Annotated in this window: 16 protein-coding genes; 8 read left to right on the plus strand and 8 right to left on the minus strand. The window is 71.5% G+C overall.

Going from position 1 to position 14629, the window contains the following annotated elements:
- Positions 1 to 106: 106 nt before the first annotated feature.
- The 3 genes from IAG43_RS12220 (at position 107) to IAG43_RS12230 (ending at position 3745) form a co-directional block, all read left to right on the plus strand.
- The gene (locus IAG43_RS12220; RefSeq protein ID WP_187740780.1) at positions 107 to 1927 is read left to right on the plus strand and encodes a competence protein CoiA family protein; all 1821 of its coding nucleotides are present in this window, start codon (positions 107 to 109) and stop codon (positions 1925 to 1927) included.
- Between the two features lie 280 nt (positions 1928 to 2207).
- Positions 2208 to 2792 carry a DUF6932 family protein gene (locus tag IAG43_RS12225; RefSeq protein ID WP_187740781.1) on the plus strand — a complete coding sequence of 195 codons (585 nt, stop codon included), beginning with the start codon at positions 2208 to 2210 and terminating at the stop codon, positions 2790 to 2792.
- Positions 2789 to 3745: a hypothetical protein gene (locus IAG43_RS12230; protein WP_187740782.1), complete on the plus strand. Its 957-nt coding sequence runs from the start codon at positions 2789 to 2791 to the stop codon at positions 3743 to 3745. Before IAG43_RS12225 ends, IAG43_RS12230 begins: the two co-directional genes overlap by 4 nt.
- A gap of 148 nt (positions 3746 to 3893) precedes the next feature.
- On the opposite strand, the gene IAG43_RS12235 is transcribed toward IAG43_RS12230, so the two are convergent.
- Positions 3894 to 4406, minus strand: coding sequence for a hypothetical protein (locus tag IAG43_RS12235; protein WP_187740783.1), 513 nt, complete (start codon positions 4404 to 4406; stop codon positions 3894 to 3896).
- A 305-nt stretch (positions 4407 to 4711) separates the two neighbouring features.
- Here IAG43_RS12235 and IAG43_RS12240 point away from each other — a divergent pair, with 305 nt between their 5' ends.
- Both IAG43_RS12240 and IAG43_RS12245 read left to right on the plus strand, forming a co-directional pair.
- Positions 4712 to 4900: a phospholipase D-like domain-containing protein gene (locus IAG43_RS12240; RefSeq protein ID WP_223006043.1), complete on the plus strand. Its 189-nt coding sequence runs from the start codon at positions 4712 to 4714 to the stop codon at positions 4898 to 4900.
- Positions 4901 to 5051: 151 nt separating this feature from the next.
- Positions 5052 to 5669 carry a dihydrofolate reductase family protein gene (locus tag IAG43_RS12245; protein WP_187740785.1) on the plus strand — a complete coding sequence of 206 codons (618 nt, stop codon included), beginning with the start codon at positions 5052 to 5054 and terminating at the stop codon, positions 5667 to 5669.
- A 10-nt stretch (positions 5670 to 5679) separates the two neighbouring features.
- Here the strand turns inward: IAG43_RS12245 and IAG43_RS12250 are convergent, their stop codons facing one another.
- Positions 5680 to 6105 carry a DUF4345 domain-containing protein gene (locus IAG43_RS12250; protein WP_187740786.1) on the minus strand — a complete coding sequence of 142 codons (426 nt, stop codon included), beginning with the start codon at positions 6103 to 6105 and terminating at the stop codon, positions 5680 to 5682.
- A gap of 89 nt (positions 6106 to 6194) precedes the next feature.
- On the opposite strand from IAG43_RS12250, the gene IAG43_RS12255 reads away from it, so the two are divergent.
- Entirely contained in the window at positions 6195 to 6806 is a 612-nt protein-coding gene (locus IAG43_RS12255) for a TetR/AcrR family transcriptional regulator (protein ID WP_187740787.1), read from the plus strand.
- 4 nt (positions 6807 to 6810) lie between these two features.
- On the opposite strand, the gene IAG43_RS34440 is transcribed toward IAG43_RS12255, so the two are convergent.
- Positions 6811 to 6978: a DUF397 domain-containing protein gene (locus IAG43_RS34440; protein ID WP_246574265.1), complete on the minus strand. Its 168-nt coding sequence runs from the start codon at positions 6976 to 6978 to the stop codon at positions 6811 to 6813.
- A 4-nt stretch (positions 6979 to 6982) separates the two neighbouring features.
- Between IAG43_RS34440 and IAG43_RS34445 the strand changes: the two genes are divergently transcribed.
- On the plus strand, positions 6983 to 7228 hold the full coding sequence (locus tag IAG43_RS34445; RefSeq protein WP_281403964.1) for a hypothetical protein: 246 nt from the start codon (positions 6983 to 6985) through the stop codon (positions 7226 to 7228).
- 70 nt (positions 7229 to 7298) lie between these two features.
- The gene (locus IAG43_RS12265) at positions 7299 to 7628 is read left to right on the plus strand and encodes a hypothetical protein (RefSeq protein WP_246574266.1); all 330 of its coding nucleotides are present in this window, start codon (positions 7299 to 7301) and stop codon (positions 7626 to 7628) included.
- A gap of 42 nt (positions 7629 to 7670) precedes the next feature.
- Here IAG43_RS12265 and IAG43_RS12270 read toward each other — a convergent pair whose 3' ends face one another.
- The 5 genes from IAG43_RS12270 to IAG43_RS12290 all read right to left on the minus strand — a co-directional run bounded on the left by IAG43_RS12270 (position 7671) and on the right by IAG43_RS12290 (position 14629).
- Complete coding sequence (locus tag IAG43_RS12270; protein ID WP_187740788.1) at positions 7671 to 8195, minus strand: hypothetical protein; 525 nt, start codon at positions 8193 to 8195, stop codon at positions 7671 to 7673.
- A 74-nt stretch (positions 8196 to 8269) separates the two neighbouring features.
- Positions 8270 to 8599, minus strand: coding sequence for a hypothetical protein (locus IAG43_RS12275; RefSeq protein ID WP_187740789.1), 330 nt, complete (start codon positions 8597 to 8599; stop codon positions 8270 to 8272).
- A gap of 242 nt (positions 8600 to 8841) precedes the next feature.
- Positions 8842 to 13563, minus strand: a complete 4722-nt coding sequence (locus tag IAG43_RS12280; protein ID WP_187740790.1) for a putative T7SS-secreted protein — start codon at positions 13561 to 13563, stop codon at positions 8842 to 8844.
- A 2-nt stretch (positions 13564 to 13565) separates the two neighbouring features.
- Positions 13566 to 14222 carry a hypothetical protein gene (locus IAG43_RS12285; protein WP_187740791.1) on the minus strand — a complete coding sequence of 219 codons (657 nt, stop codon included), beginning with the start codon at positions 14220 to 14222 and terminating at the stop codon, positions 13566 to 13568.
- Positions 14219 to 14629: a hypothetical protein gene (locus IAG43_RS12290; RefSeq protein WP_187740792.1), complete on the minus strand. Its 411-nt coding sequence runs from the start codon at positions 14627 to 14629 to the stop codon at positions 14219 to 14221. Before IAG43_RS12290 ends, IAG43_RS12285 begins: the two co-directional genes overlap by 4 nt.

The following is a 14629-nucleotide window of genomic DNA, read 5'->3' on the forward strand; positions in this document are numbered from 1 at the left end:
GCAGGCCGAAACGGCCACCTTCCCGCCCATCGGCGGGCATACTCGTCGTCGTCACGGGCCTCGGCACCGACCGCGCGGCCCGCTGCCGAACAGCGAGGGGGGTCGCGTGTTCACCGAGGACAGCCGGCTGGTGAAGGTCGCCGTGCTCGACAGTCCCACATCCGAGCGGCCGGTCATCCTGCCCCAGGAGCACGACGACGCGCTCCTGATGAAACGACGGCACGGCGTGGACGCCTTCTTCTGCGGAACGCTGCTCGGCGGCTGCGGCACCAGGCTGACCGTGCGGATAGGCCACCGCACCGTCAGCCACTTCGCGCACCGCCCCGACGTCCGGTGCGTCCGGCGGCACACCGGCCGGAGCAGCGGGGACCACCTGTACCTCCTCCAGGAGTTGCGTCGCTGGCTGGACGCGTGCGGGCTCAACCACCGGCTCGAACTGCGCAGGCGGACCGACGGCGACTGGACGTACCTGGACGCCTTCCTCCCCGACCCCGGGCTGAAGCTGCGGTTCAACTGCCCGTACACCGGGGCGTCCTTGCCGCGCGCCGCGGTGGAGTTCGCGCTCAGCGGCGGCTACGACGAGGTACTGCTCGGGGAGCACACCCCGATGCCCGGTGAACTCCTCACCGGGCGCGGGTACGCCCTGCGGCTCCGTATGGTCGGCAACCAGCACAAGGGAGTGCTGGAGCGACGTGTCCAGATCGGCACCGAGTTACCCGGACGCCGGGTCACCTGGCAGGACCTCGACACCTGCTGGGTCACGTCGGCCGGCCTGATGACCCCGGCCGCCCGCGAGGCCGTCCCGCCCGGGACACCCGTCGCGCGCTACCGCCAGAAGACCCCGTACCGCCCCGAGCCGCAGAGGGCCACGGAGCACGACGCACCGCCTCTGCACCACCGGCCGGCGACCGCGCCGGCACCGGCGACGCCCCTCCAGGAGGCCGCCTTCACCGTGCGGGACTACCTGGAGCACTGCGCCGCACACCGGGAGACCACGACCTGGCGCGACCTGGCCGGAATCACCGGGCTCGATCTCCACCGATTCGCCCCCGACCGATGCCGGACACTGCTCGGCATGGTCGACGCCCCGACCCGCCCGACGCAGCCGCTGCTGTCCTCCCTGATCCGCAGGGACAACGGTCTCGCCCTGCCCTACTTCCGCGACCACGCGAGGTCGCTCGGCCGCCTCGTACCCGGCGGACGTGCCGGTGACGAGTGGTGCGAGGACCAGACACGGAGGCTGTTCTCCGCTCACTGGCGTGCGCCACAGGGCGTCGACCGCCGGCAGAGGGAAGCGGTCCGGCGCGGCACCGCCCGGATGAAGAGGCTGTTCGCCACCGGACACGACCTGCTGGACTTCGCGGGCGAGGACGACCGGAACCGTCTGACGGACGCGATCAGGAAGGCACGGGCCTGGGAGGAGCGGTGGCGGGAGGCCGGGCAGCGCGGAGACGCCTACCGCGCCTGGAAGGCACAAGACCTCCAGAGGGACCTCGGCAGCCGCCTCACCGCTCTGGACCAGGCGGTCCAGCGGGGCGACGCGCTCCTGCGGGACCTGCGGCGTCATCTGACCACAGTGGCTCGGCGCGGCGGCACGGTGACCGTCTCCGACCTGTTCGGCCCCCGAGGCGGCGTGGCGCAGAAGCTCCCGCCCGCCGGGCTGCTGCGCACGCTCGTGCGCGCCGAGGGGACGGTCACCGACGACGTCCCGATCCTGGGCGCCCTGATCACGGACCGGGAGGGCGACCCGCCGCCCCAGGCCCGGGACCTCCTCGCCCGCCTCGGGTTCGTCCGCCCCATCTCGGACGAGGTACTGGCCATCGTGTGGCGGGAGGAACAGCAGCGCGCCCACGCCGCACACGGCTCGACTCCGACGGAGATGCGCCCCCGCCGCATCCCCCGGGCGGCGCCGGCCGCCAGAACGTGACGGCCGTCCATCCGACCGGTGAAAGCGATCGAGGGGTTCCCGGCTGAACTCGGCGTTCGCCCCCCTGCCCTGGGAGAGCGGCTGCAAGCGGCCCGGTCGCGGCACGCGTCGCCCGCCCATGAGCGATACGCGGAAGCAGGGAACGGAGATCGCGGGTCACCTCGAAGGAAGCCGCAACCATCAGAAAGCGTGATCTTCCTACCGTTCCTACCCCCATGTGAGCATCAGCCACTACCGTGGGTATTTCTCACATCGGGCGAAGCGCACAACGGGGGGACCTGTGCTGCCGGATTTCACCGTGGAGGGTTTCCTGCCACCCGGCCGCTTCTCCGTGACCATGGAGGAAGCGCAAGACCTGCTGGTGAGCAGTCCTCTGTTCCATCCGTCCGGCCGGCGGACGACTCTGTGGAACGGCTTGCAGGAGTACCTCGACCGCTTCGGAGTGCTGGAGGACACGTACGCCGAGCGGTTGCAAGGTCGTTCACTGGTGCACCGTGTGTGGCTGGGCGGCAGCTTCGTCAGCGCGAAGGCGGAGCCCCGGAACATCGACGCGACGGTGTTCGTCGATGTGACTGCCGAGGCGGCGGTCAAGGGAAACCCCGGCTCCAAGTGGCTCACCAGCGCTTTCAAGAGCCGTGAGCAGATCCTGCGCAACTTCGGCGTATCGCCCCTGCGTGTCGGATATCGCCCCGTCGCGTCGGCCTTCGATTTGCAGAGCATCACCGAGGACGACCGGACATACTTCATGCAACGCGGGATCTGGGACGACTGGTGGCAGCGCTGCCGCCTGCCTGACGGAGGCGACCCGGCTCCTTCCGAAGCGAGTGCCGTGCCGGTGCGTGGCTACCTGGAGGTGCGACTGTGAACGAGAGCAGCTGGCGCCGCCGGATGCGAGAAGCCCGCGCGCACGACCCGGATGCCACCGCGAGGCTCCTGGAGGAGATGGGCACCGAGGAACGCGACGACGCGGAAGTGGAGGCGGAGCACCGAAGGAGCCTCCTCTCCGCGATGCAGGAGTACCAGCCGGGCGCGACCCTCCAGGAAGAGTTGCGCCTGCGTCTGACGGGCCCGGAGGCCGAACGGGGAGCGTTGCGGTTCCAGTGGGGCCACGCATTGCTGGACCCGGTCGAGAAAGCCGTGTCCAAGGCCGCGGGAACGCCGGTCGAGCTGGAGGTCACCGGGCTCTCCCGAGGCAGCACAGTCGTGCATGCCCGTCCCACCACCACGGTGCCCGCCGACCCGGAGACGCTTGACGGCCCTGTACCCACTGCGGCGGACAAGGGAGTCCGCACGTTCGCGCGCCTCCTCACCGCTCTGGAGGAAGGAGAAGACGTACGGGAGTGGGCCCAGCTGTTCGACTCCGTGGACGCACTGTCGAAGGCTCTCTCCCAGTTCCGGCTGAGCCTGGCATTGACCTGGTATGCCGCGGACGGCGGCATGCGCCAGGCCAGTCTGACCCGGCGCGGAGTCGACTACGCCAAGCGGCTGCAGGCGACCCGCGACGACGACCAGGAGTTCACCATCTCCGGTCGGGTCACCGAACTCCGCAGCAGCGGCGTGGTGAAGGTGAAGTCGGGCCTCGCCCGCCATGCTCCCGCGTACGACGTACGGGTCGAACCGGAACAGCTCGTGCGTATGAGGCTGACGCTCGGGGACAACGTGCACTTCAAGGTGCGCTACCGGCGAAAGCTCGACGCCGTCGGTCGCACGCGCGCGTCGGAGTACTACTTTCTCGACGTCGCCGCCGAGGAACTCACCCTCGACCTCGGCATCAGCAGGTCGGACGACTCCGACGACAGGCCCGAAGGACGTTCATAGATCCGACTCGGTGGTGTGCCGGGCGCCCGGGCCCGGCACACCACGATCGAACTCGCTTCGGACGGTGTCCTGAGCCGACCGCACCGACCTGACACCCACATCGCGCCGGCACCTGCCGCTCCAACCAGAGCAGCGGATCTCACCCAGGTCACCCCTCCGAGGAGTCCTCGGAGTCGCCGTTGCCCTCGGCCAGCACCCGTCCGCCGACGAAGGCCACCGCCAGAGCCGCCAGAGCCCCCACCCCGGCCAGCGACTTGCCGAGCGTCGTGTCCAGGAACTTCTTGCTCTCCGTGTCCTTCTCCGACTGGTCCCTTCCGGTCTTCTGGATCTGCTCGATCAGGTACGTCCGCTGTTCCCACGTCAGGTCGCCCTTGTCGAGCTCCCTCGCGAGGATCTCCCTGATCTCCCGGAAGGCCTGGTGCACATGCTCCTGGCTCCGGTCGTTGGCCGCGAGCGTGGACTCGTGCTGCTTCTGCATCATGTCCACGGCGTTCTTGGCGAAGTCCTTGAACGCCGGGAACTGCTCGACGATCCTCAGCGCCACCTCGGTGCTCATGTCGGGCATCATGGCCACGAAGCGGACCATCTTGTCCTTGGAGAGGTGCCTCCAGGAATCGATTCCCAGCGCCTTCTTGATCTGCTCTTCGTTCTTGTAGCGCATGTCGTTGCTCCGTCCCGCCCCTGTGGTGTCAGTCGAACGTCCAGCCCTGTGCACTCAGCGCGGCGAGCCACCGCTCCCGGACCGGACGCGCCCACTCTGCCTCGGCCCCGAGGGCGTAGGCGATCAAACCGTCGATGTGGTTGACCCTGCCGGCCAGCGAGGCGAAGTCGCGGTGCCGCTGGTGGGACCGGAGCCCGAACCTAGAGCTGCTTCTCGAGGAGTCCACTTCGGCCGTGAAGGCCTTCGGTCCGTTGCGGCACCGTGCTCGCCTCTAGCACCGCGCGGACCCCTCCGCTCTCGGCAGCCTGCACGCGAAGGTCGTGGCTGCCGACCGACGGGTCGCACTGCTGGGCAGCGCGAATCTCACCGGCCGAGCCCTACGTGAGAACGTGGAGATCGGCGTCGTACTGCGGGACCGGGCAACGGTCGGGCACCTAGTGGATCACCTGCGCTGGCTCAGGAGCCCGACGGCCGGCTTCATGCGCCCCGCGTGAAGCGACGACGGTGCTGCGTGTCTCCGACACACGGCACTCTCGGCGCGCTGTGACGGATCAGCGATCCACCGCCGATGAGTTCCGGCGGTGCGGATCGTCTACCAGTTGACGAACACCACGGATACGGCGCACCACGCCCGGAGGACCGGCCATGAAGAAGATCATCGCGCAGCTGTTCATCTCGCTCGACGGCGTCATCGAGGACCCCCACGAGTGGCACTTCCCCTACTTCAGCGACGCCATGGGCCGGGCGGTGGACGGTGTGATCGGGCAGGCGGACACCCTGCTGCTGGGCCGGGCCACCTACGACGGCTTCGCCGAGGCGTGGCCGGGCCGGGAGACGGAGGGCGGGGAGGACGCGTACTTCGCGAAGAAGCTCGGCGACACCCGCAAGGTCGTCGTCTCGCACCGGCCGCTGGACGGGGCATGGCGGAACTCGGAGCGGCTGGAGGGCGACCTCGTCGAGGCGGTCACGGCGCTGAAGAACGAGCCGGGCGAGGGGCACATCGCGGTCAGCGGTTCGGTCGCGCTGGTACGGCAGTTGCTCGCCGCGGGGCTGCTCGACGACCTCAACCTGCTGGTGCACCCGATCGCCGTCGGCAAGGGCGACCGCCTCTTCCGCGACGGATCGGACTCGGTGCCGCTGGCCCTGCTCTCCGCCGAGACCCTGGACCTGGGTGTGGTGGACCTCCACTACGGTCCCGCCGCGCCGGCCGAGGAGGCGTCCTACGAGGACGCGAAGCAGCACCTGGCCGGGGCGGAGGGCTGACGGGCGGGGGCTACACGGGGGCGGGGCCCGTGATGCGGGCGGCCCCTGCCGCGACCGCCTTCTCGTCGGCGTCCGCGAGCCAGAACAGCACGGGCGGGAGGGCGAGTTCGATGCCCGTGAGCACGAGCTGGAAGCCATGGGGGCGGCCCTCGGCTGCGAGCGAGAGCAGCCGCCCGACCGCTCCCAGCAGGAAGACGGCGGTGAGCCAGCGCACGGCGTACGCGGGGATCGGCGAGCGCCGCGCGGCCAGCAGCCAGGCGAGCCCGTAGCCGGCGAAGACCGCGCCGAAGAAGCGCCCGAGGCTGTCCATGGTGGCCCCGGCGTCCTCGGCGCCCGGCACGACCGCGTTGCCCAGCAGGACGTGCCCGAGCCCGATCGCCAGACAGGCGTACCCCATCGTGAGCACGAGCCCCCGCAGTGCCTTCGCCTTGGTCATGACCTGCAGCCCTCCGCCGGAAGCGCGCTAGTAGACGTGTGTCAACCAGACTCCGCCGCTAGTAGACATGTGTCAAGTAGGATCGGCGGATGCCCCGCCAGCGCCTCACGCCCGACCAGCGACGCGCCCAGCTCCTGGACGTCGCCGCCGCCCTCTTCGCCGCACAGCCCTACGAGGACGTGACGATGGAGGAGATCGCCGAACGGGCGGGGGTGTCGCGCGCGCTGCTCTACCGCCACTTCCCCGGCAAGCGGGAGCTGTTCGCCGCGCTCTACGCCCAGGTCGCCGGGCAGTTGCTGGCCAGCACCAGGGTCGATCCGGCGGAGACGTTCACCGAGCAGCTGACGGAGGGCCTGGACGCGCACATCGCCTACTTCGCGGAGAACCGCCATACCGTGCTGGCCGCGAACCGTGCCCTGGCGGGCGATCTCGTGATCCAGACGATCATCACGGACGAGCTGGACGCCCTGCGGGAGAAGCTGCTGGGCGCCCTGCCGGTCACCGGCTCCCGCGAGCGGGCCGCCGTCTCGGGCGTGCTCAAGAGCTGGCTGGTCTTCGTCCAAGTCCTCTGCCTGGACTGGCTCGTCGAGGAGACCTGCACCCGCGAGGAGCTGCGCGACGTGTGCATCGGCGCGGCGGTGGGCGCCCTGCGCCCGCTCCTCGCCGAGGACCCGGCCCCGGAGTGGGACGCCGGGCGCTGAGGCGTCAGTCTCGGGACGCGTAGGCCACGAAGGCGGCCCACGCCCCGGGCGCGAAGCCGAGCTCGGGCCCAGCGGGGTCCTTGGAGTCGCGGACCCGGATCGCACCGGGGGTGGCGGCGCACTCGACGCACTCGGGGCCGTCGTTGCTGCTGTAGCTGCTCTTGTGCCACACGCGTGTGGAGCCGCCTCCGCCCGGCGGCCTGCCGCATCCCCTGAAACGCCCGGCGGCGCTTCTCGCGCACCGCCTCACCGTCCACCTGCCGCCGCCGCTGCCCGACCCGCCCCCACCCGAGGCCGTCCACCCCATGCACGACTGCACCGGCACCTGCAAGCGGGTCATCCGCGCGGCGGAACCCGGCCTCTGCCGCGACTGCCGACTGGCCGCCGAGGCGACGGGGCCCGCCCCGGCCGAGGCCGCGTGAGCCGTCCGCGCGACAGAGGCGGCCCAGCCTGCCGCCTCACCGAACCGCCCCACCCCGTACGGGAGACACCGTGAACGCCGACATCGAGGCCGCCCGCGTGCGCCAGCGCGCCAGGGCCTACGAGGAGCTGACCGACATCGCGAGCCGGCTCCAGTTGCTGCTGCGCCTGGAGGACAGGGCCGACGCGCACGTCGGCTCGGCCCTGCACGCGGTCCGCTTCGCCGTCACCATGCTCTGGCCCAGGACCCCGGAGTCCCCGCCGCCGGACTGCCGCCACGACAGCGAGTACCTGCACTACCTCGCCGGGCACTGGCGGGAAGCAGCGTTGGAGATCGGTGAGTTCGCCGTCGAGCGTCCGGCCGCCCTGCGCCTGGTCGGCGACCCCAAACCGCCTGCCTGACCCCGCCCGCAGGTGTTCCGCCCCGACGACGAGCGCCCCCGCTCAGCGGGTCAGTTCGTGCCGGACGTAGTCCGGATGGGCCGCACCGGTCTCCAGGGAGTTCTCGTCGAGGCCGTTGACAATCCGCAGGAAGTCCTCGCCGAAGACAAACTCGACGGCCACCGTCCCGGCCGCCATGTCCCGCCCCGGCGGCCTCGGCCGCCACTCCAGGAGCCGGACCGCGGTCAGTTCACGGCCGACGAGCGGTGCGAGGCTTTCATGGTCGCCGGACCACCGAGGGGTGAACTCGGACGACTCCCACCCCGTGACGGCCGCCGTCGTGTCGATCTCGTTCCAGCCGATCGAGAGCTCGTCGAACTTCCAGTGGCACACCTCCACCCGGATGCCGTCGAAGTCCAGCACGACCGGAAGGTCGGCGAACCAGTCCCCGTCCTCGACGAACCGGACCACGGCGAACCCCGCCAGCCGCCGCCCGGCGAGCGCCGCGAGGCGTGGACCGTGCGTACGGCGCACAGCTTCGATCCCGACCAGGAAGGCCGGCTCGAAGCCGCGGATCCCTCTGTCCACGCTCCCGATCCTTCCACCAGGGGTCCGGCCCGCCGGTCCGGCCGGTTCGGGGTCCTGCCGCACGCACCGGAGCGCTAGTCCAGTTCCGCCGCGCGAGCTTTGAGCTCCTCGGCGTACGTGTCCCAGTCAGGGCCGAACGACAGCAGATCCGCGGCCGCCTCCCGGAGCAGCCGGGGATCGCCGGGGCGCTGGAGACAGGCCAGGCGGTAGGCGAGGTTCCGGGCCCAGGGCGGCAGGGCGGTCCAGTCCTCGTCGAGCACGTCCCCGAGCATGGCGAGGATCTCGTCGGCCGTCGCGAAGGTGACCTTCTCGACGAACTCGCGGGAGGCATCGTTGATCTGCCGGCTGTCGGCACCCTCGATCGCCTGACCGAGCTTCCTGGCAGCAGGGGTGGGATCGGTCATGTCTGGCTTCTCCTGAGGGGCTTCTTCCGGCTCCCGGATCCCTGCTCCGGTCACGGAGCGGTCCGGGTGTCCAGAGACCCTAACAGCCGGGCGGAGCCCCGGACGGGCCGCCGAACGCGGCTGCGCTCCGGGGCGGGTCGCCGGTGCGGCGACCGGCCGTGCGGGGTCGCCGCACAGCGGGCCGGGCACCGCGGGCCGGGCGCCCGGCACGGGACACCACCCCCCTCAGGTCGGCGGTCGCGTCAGGGGTTGAGCCAGTAGGTGGACAGTTGGTATGCCCCGTCGGGGCGCTGCACGACGCGGTAGCCGACGTCGTGCCCGTCGATCTGCACCGACCTGTCGAGCGGTCCGGTGAACTCGGGTGTCCTCGCCCGCGGCACAACCCCGCCGTCCTGCATGAACGCGTACACGTCGGAGACGATCGCCTGCTCGATCCGGTCGGGTTTCAAGGCGGTGGTCCGCAGATCGTTGGTGCTTCCGTCCGGCCCGGTGTGGGCCCGGTCGTAGCCGTGGCCGGTGTTGAAGTGCCACTGGTCGTCGCCCACCATGGCGGAGCGTTTGAGGTCCTGGCCCTCGCCCTTGGAGGTGTACTCGCCGATGGTCGGGCCCTCGCCGTTCGGGTACGGCGACAGACCGAAGGGGTCGCAGACGGTGTGCGGGTTGGTCACGTAGGCGACCGGATTCGGCGCCGGAGAGAGCCCCAGCGGGTCCGGGGACGTGTACCGGCCGGTCTGCGGGTCGTAGTGACGGAAGAGGTTGTAGTGGAAGCCGGTCTCCGGGTCGAAGTACTGGCCCGGGAAGCGCAGCGGCGTGTAGGCCGTGCTGGACCGGGACCAGGCGGTGGCGCCCCACAGTGTGGTGCGGGTGGACCAGGCGATCTGCCCGGACTCGTCGACGAGTTCGGTGGGAGTGCCGATCAGGTCGGTGGCCACCGCGAAGAAGCGCCGGTCGATCTCCTCCTGGCGGGCATCCGGAGTGAGGACGCGTTCGGTCTGCGCGAGGGGCACGAGACCGCGGTGGTCCCAGGTGATCGCCACCGGACGGGGCAGTTCGCCGGAGACGGTGGTCTGTTCGCACAGGGTCAGGCCGTCCCAGGTGAACCGGGTCTCCTCGAGTACGGATTCGCCGTCCGCGGCCAGACGCCGCTTGGCGACGCGCCGGCCGAGCGGGTCGTAGCGGTAGCGCCAGCGTGTGCCGTCCGGAGTGACCACCGAGGCGAGACGGTCCTCGGCGTCCCACGTGTAGCGCCAGGTCTCCGGCTTGCGGGAGAGCCGGGTCCTCTGGCGCAGTGTGACGCGGCCGAGGCCGTCGTGCTCGAAGCGGACCCGGCCCGCGCGTGTGACGGTGGTGCCGCTGTAGGCACGGGGGCCACCGGCCTCGTGACCGGGGTGCGAGTCGGGCACGACGGCCGAGGACTGGTTGCCGCTCGCGTCGTAGGCGTACCGCTCGGTCCAGCCGCGTGCGTGCACCGCGGTCACCCGGCCGCCCGGGTCGAGTTCGAAGGTTCGCCCGCCCGAGGCGGTGTCGGATGTCGCGGTGAGACATCCGTCGGCGCGGTAGGAGTAGGTGCGCGAGCCCAGTGGGCGGGAGCCTGCGGTCAGTTGCCGGGCGGACAGCCGGCCGGCCTCGTCCCAGGACGAGGTCTGGGTCATGAAGTCGCCGAAGGCGCGCTCGACCTCGTGTCCCGCGGCATCGTGGGTGAACGTGATGTCCCGGTCGCCGGAGGTCATCCGGGTGGGGCGGTTCGCGGCATCATAGGCATAGCGCGTGACCATCCCCGTCGGGGTGGTCCTGCGGGTCCGGCGGCCGGCTGCGTCGTAGGCGCAGTCGAGCAGCCGGCCGTCGACGAGTTCGGACGTCAGCCGGCCGCACCGGTCGTATCGGCGCACCAGCTCGCTGTCCGCGGAAGTCGCCCGGACGAGGCGTCCCGCACGATCGTAGGCATGGACGGTGACCCGGCCGCCGGCATCCTTGCGGATCACCCGGCCGAGTTCGTCGTACGCGAAGGCGGTCACACCGCCCAGGTGATCCGTCCGGGTGACGAGCTGTCCGGCGGCGTCGAGGCCGAAGGCGGTGGTACGGCCGTCGAAGTCGGTCTCGGCCACGAGCCGGCCGGCCCCGTCGTACTCGTACGTCCACTGGAGCCCCTGCGGGTCGGTCACCCGGGTGAGCCGCAGGCCGGCGTCGTGCTCGAACTCGTACCGCGCGCCGTCGGGATGCGTGCGGGCGGCGAGGAGGTCGAAGTGGGTGTACTCGAAGCGGGACACCCCGCCCGCCGCGTTGCTGTGGCTGAGGCAGTTGCCCTCGCCGTCGTAGGTCCACGACTCGGCGGCGCCGTCGTGGCCGGTACGCCGGGCCAGATGCCCGTCGGCTCCCCATTCGAGGCGGGTCACCGCACCCACCGGGTCGGTGACGCGGACCAGCCGCCCGAGCGCGTCGCGATCCAGGCGGGTGGCGCCGCCCTCCGGGTCGGTCACCTCCACCGGGCGGCCGGCCCCGTCGCAGCGCACGACGGTGACGGCTCCCAGGGCATCGGTGACGGACACCAGGAGACCGGCGTCGTCGTAGGCGTAGCGGGTGGTGCGGCCGGCCGGATCGGTGACCGCCGTGCGGTTCCCCCGCTCGTCGAACTCCTGGAGCCAGCGGGCCCCGTCCGGGTCGTGGCGCTCGGTGGGCAGGCCGAGCGGGCCGCGCACGACGCGCAGTTCGGTGCCGTCGGGCCGGGTGACGGCGGCGAGCCGGCCGTCCTCGTCGTGGGCGTACACGGTGGTACGGCCCAGCGGGTCGGTGCGGGACAGCAGGTCGCCTCGCGGGCTGTAGCGGAACCGCGTCGTGTGGCCGAGTGGGTCGACGGTGGCCAGGACGTGGCAGCCCGGTCCGATCAGATGCCGGGTGGCCCGGCCGTCGGGGGTCGTCAGGACGGTCGTCCGATGACCGGTCCCGGCGTCCGGTTCGGTGTAGGCCAGCGAGATCTGGACGTGCCCCGCCTCGCCGCCCTCGAAGACGACCCGGTCGCGGTCGTCGTAGATGTAGTCGTAGCGGCTGCCGTTGGAGTCGATCCAGGCGATCACACGGCGGCGGTCGTCGTACACGAACGCGGTCGTGGCGCCGGACGGCTTGGTGACGGCGGTGAGGTTGCCGTCCTCGTAGCCGTAGGACATCAGCGGCAGATCCCCGCCGCCCTCGCCCGCTCCGGCCAGGGACACGGCGGTGACGAGGCCGCCCTCGGTGGCCAGCCGCAGCAGGTGGCCCGCGGAGTGGGCCAGTGCCGAGGGAAGACCGTCCTCGCCGCGGTCGACGGTGACCGTGTGGCCGTTGCGCTCGGTGACACAGGAGAGCCAGGCCGTGCCGTCGCCGCCCGGTTCGGCGCCCACGGCGGCCGTGAAGTGAAGGGTGAGGCCGCTGTCGGTGTGGGTGACGGTGTAGTCGCCGCCCGCGTCCCTGGCCAGCACCGTGCGGTGGGTGCCGCTTTCCGGCGTGGTGGGCGCGCCGGTCACCGGGTGGGGGTAGGCGATCAGGAGACCGTCGGCGGTGACGTGGACGACGCCGACCGCGTCGACCTCCAGGCGTTCGTCCACCGTGGACGTCCATGCCGGCCCGAGGAACCGGCCCGCGGCGCAACCCGACTCGGTACGGCGGGAGAACAGCAGCGGCAGGATGCCCGGGATCTCGACGTCCGTCTGGGGCAGGAACATCCGGCCGGAGGCCAGGTCGACGGGGTCCGTGCCGTCCGTCGTGCGCTGGTCGTCGGGCCGGTTGTGCGTGCCCTCCGGGGAGTCGTCGACCAGCTTGCGGGCCTGCGCCGCGTCGGCGGCGTTCTCCACGACCCGCAGCGCCTTGACCGCGGCGCCCCCGCCTCCCGTCGCGACGGTCAGCGCCGCGTCGGGCAGCAGGCGTCCGAAGCCCTCGTACGGGTCCTTCATGAAGTCGCTGACCATCTGCTTGCCGGTGCCGACCGGATCGTTGACGGCGACGACCAGCCCCGCGGCCAGGTTGTTCAGGTTGGTCGCGTACTCGGCGGGGTGGGTGATGTTGTACGGGTCCAGAGGATTGATGCCGCGCACGAAGTTCACGAGCCCCGCGGTGCCCTTGATGATGCCGCCGCCCACGTGGTCGCCCATGATCTGGAGCTCCTGGAGCCCGTCGCCCAGCTGCTCGGCGTAGGACGGCTTCTCCGGTGCCGTGTCACGGGCGGCCCGCACCGCGGTGCGGGCGGTCTCGGCAGCCGTGTTCCGCTGTTTGCGGGCCTCGGCGAGGGTGTCCTGTGCCTCCTGCATGAGCTTCTTGCCCGGGTCCGTGAACGTCGGGGCGGGGCACGGCGGCAGGGTGGAGGGATTGCGTTCGTCCGCGGGCTGGGCGTTGTAGCGGTCGACCGCGCTGTTGTAGTCGTCGACCTTCTTGCGGTGGGCGTTCGCGGCGTCCTCCGATGCCTTGACGCCCTCCTTCCACTTGTCGATGGCGGTCTGCGCCTGCCCCTGCGCCCAGGTCACCGTCCCGGCGAACGCCTCCATCGCGGAGGCCGCCTTGTCGCAGGCGTCGGCGCCCTTGAACCACTTGGGCGGCTGGGTGCTCACCGCCGTCCGGAGCGCTTCGGCGGCCTCGCCCTTGAGTTCGGAGGACTTGAGGCCCTTGAGGCCTTCGCCGGCCGTGTCGAAGGAGGTCGCGAAGGCCCGGAGCTGCTTGGCCCGGGAGCGGATCGTGTCGGCGCTGCCGTAGATCAGCTTGGTCTTGTCCTCGGTCTGCCCGAGGTCCATCTCGTCGACCTCGGCGCCCATCCGGTTGGCGACCGAACGCGACTGCTCGCGCACCCAGTCGGCGCCCGACTCCCAGCCGACGTCGTCCAGGCGGTCGGCGGTCCAGTTCCCGGCGTCCTCGACCCGGTTGCCGACCCACTCGACGCCGTCCTCGACCGCGTTCTCCACCGAGTCCGGTGTGATGTCGCTGATCAGATCGCCGATGCCCATGCTCAGTTGCCCCCCGTGTCGCCCTGCTGCTGCGCCTGCCGGGCGCGTTCCTCCGGCGACGGCCCGAAGGTGTCGTCCAGCGCCCGGTTCCACTGGTCGTCGGTGATGCCGAGAGCGTCGTTGAGCATCTCCGACTGGCGGCCGCCCTGGCCCTCCGTGAGGACGGTGCGACCGGTGTCCTTCCAGGTCTGGCCCATCTCCTGGCCGGCCCGGTCCCAGGACTCGGCACTCCAGTCGGGGTTCAGGTAGTCGGGGGTGAACACGTCGCCCCAGCCCTGCTGGGTGATCTCCTCCTCGGTGGCGTGCGGGTTGCCGCCCATCACCGAGTTGACCCCCACCTTCAGGGCGCCCTCGACGTACTTGTCGTGCTCCCACTGGGTGCCCGCGGCCAGGCCCAGGCGGTTCGCGAGGGCGCTGGCGTCGTGCACCAGGGCCCGCACACCCCATTCCCAGCGTTCGCAGAAGTCCTCGAAGTCGACGGAGAGCCCGTGGTGGCCGGCCTCCATCCCGGTCATCGACAGTCCCGAGAAGCCCTTGCCCATCGTGGAGCCGGTGGCGCCCCCGAGGTCGCCGAGCTGCGAGATCGTCGAGCCCACGCCCTGCGTGAACTTGGCGACGGCGCCCTTGTCGAAGGCGAGCTCGCCGCCCCCGCCGCTCATCGGGCGCTCCCGTCCGGGGCCACGTCCACCGCGACGCCGTCCGGGACGATGCCGGCCACCGGCGGGAAGAACATCGACCCGTCCTCGGTCGCGATGTCGACGGCGAGGCCGGCCGGCTCCTCCAGTCCGGGCACGATCTCGTCCACGATGCGGGCGCCCAGGAGCGCCGCGTAGTCCAGGGACCGGCCGCCGAGTCCCCGGACCTCGGCGAAGCGGGCCAGCGCGGCCTCGTCGGTGAAGGCGCACACCCAGCGCACCCCGCCCGACCGGGCCGACCACAGGCCCTCGCCGTCCATCGGCACCAGGAGGACGGAGCGCCTCATCTCGCCCACCAGAGCGCGCGGGTCGCCCGCACCTCTTCTGGTCTCGGCGATCCGGTCGGCGAGCTGGGTCCTCGTCCCCGTCAC

It is taken from the genome of Streptomyces genisteinicus, assembly GCF_014489615.1.
Classification (GTDB): domain Bacteria; phylum Actinomycetota; class Actinomycetes; order Streptomycetales; family Streptomycetaceae; genus Streptomyces; species Streptomyces genisteinicus.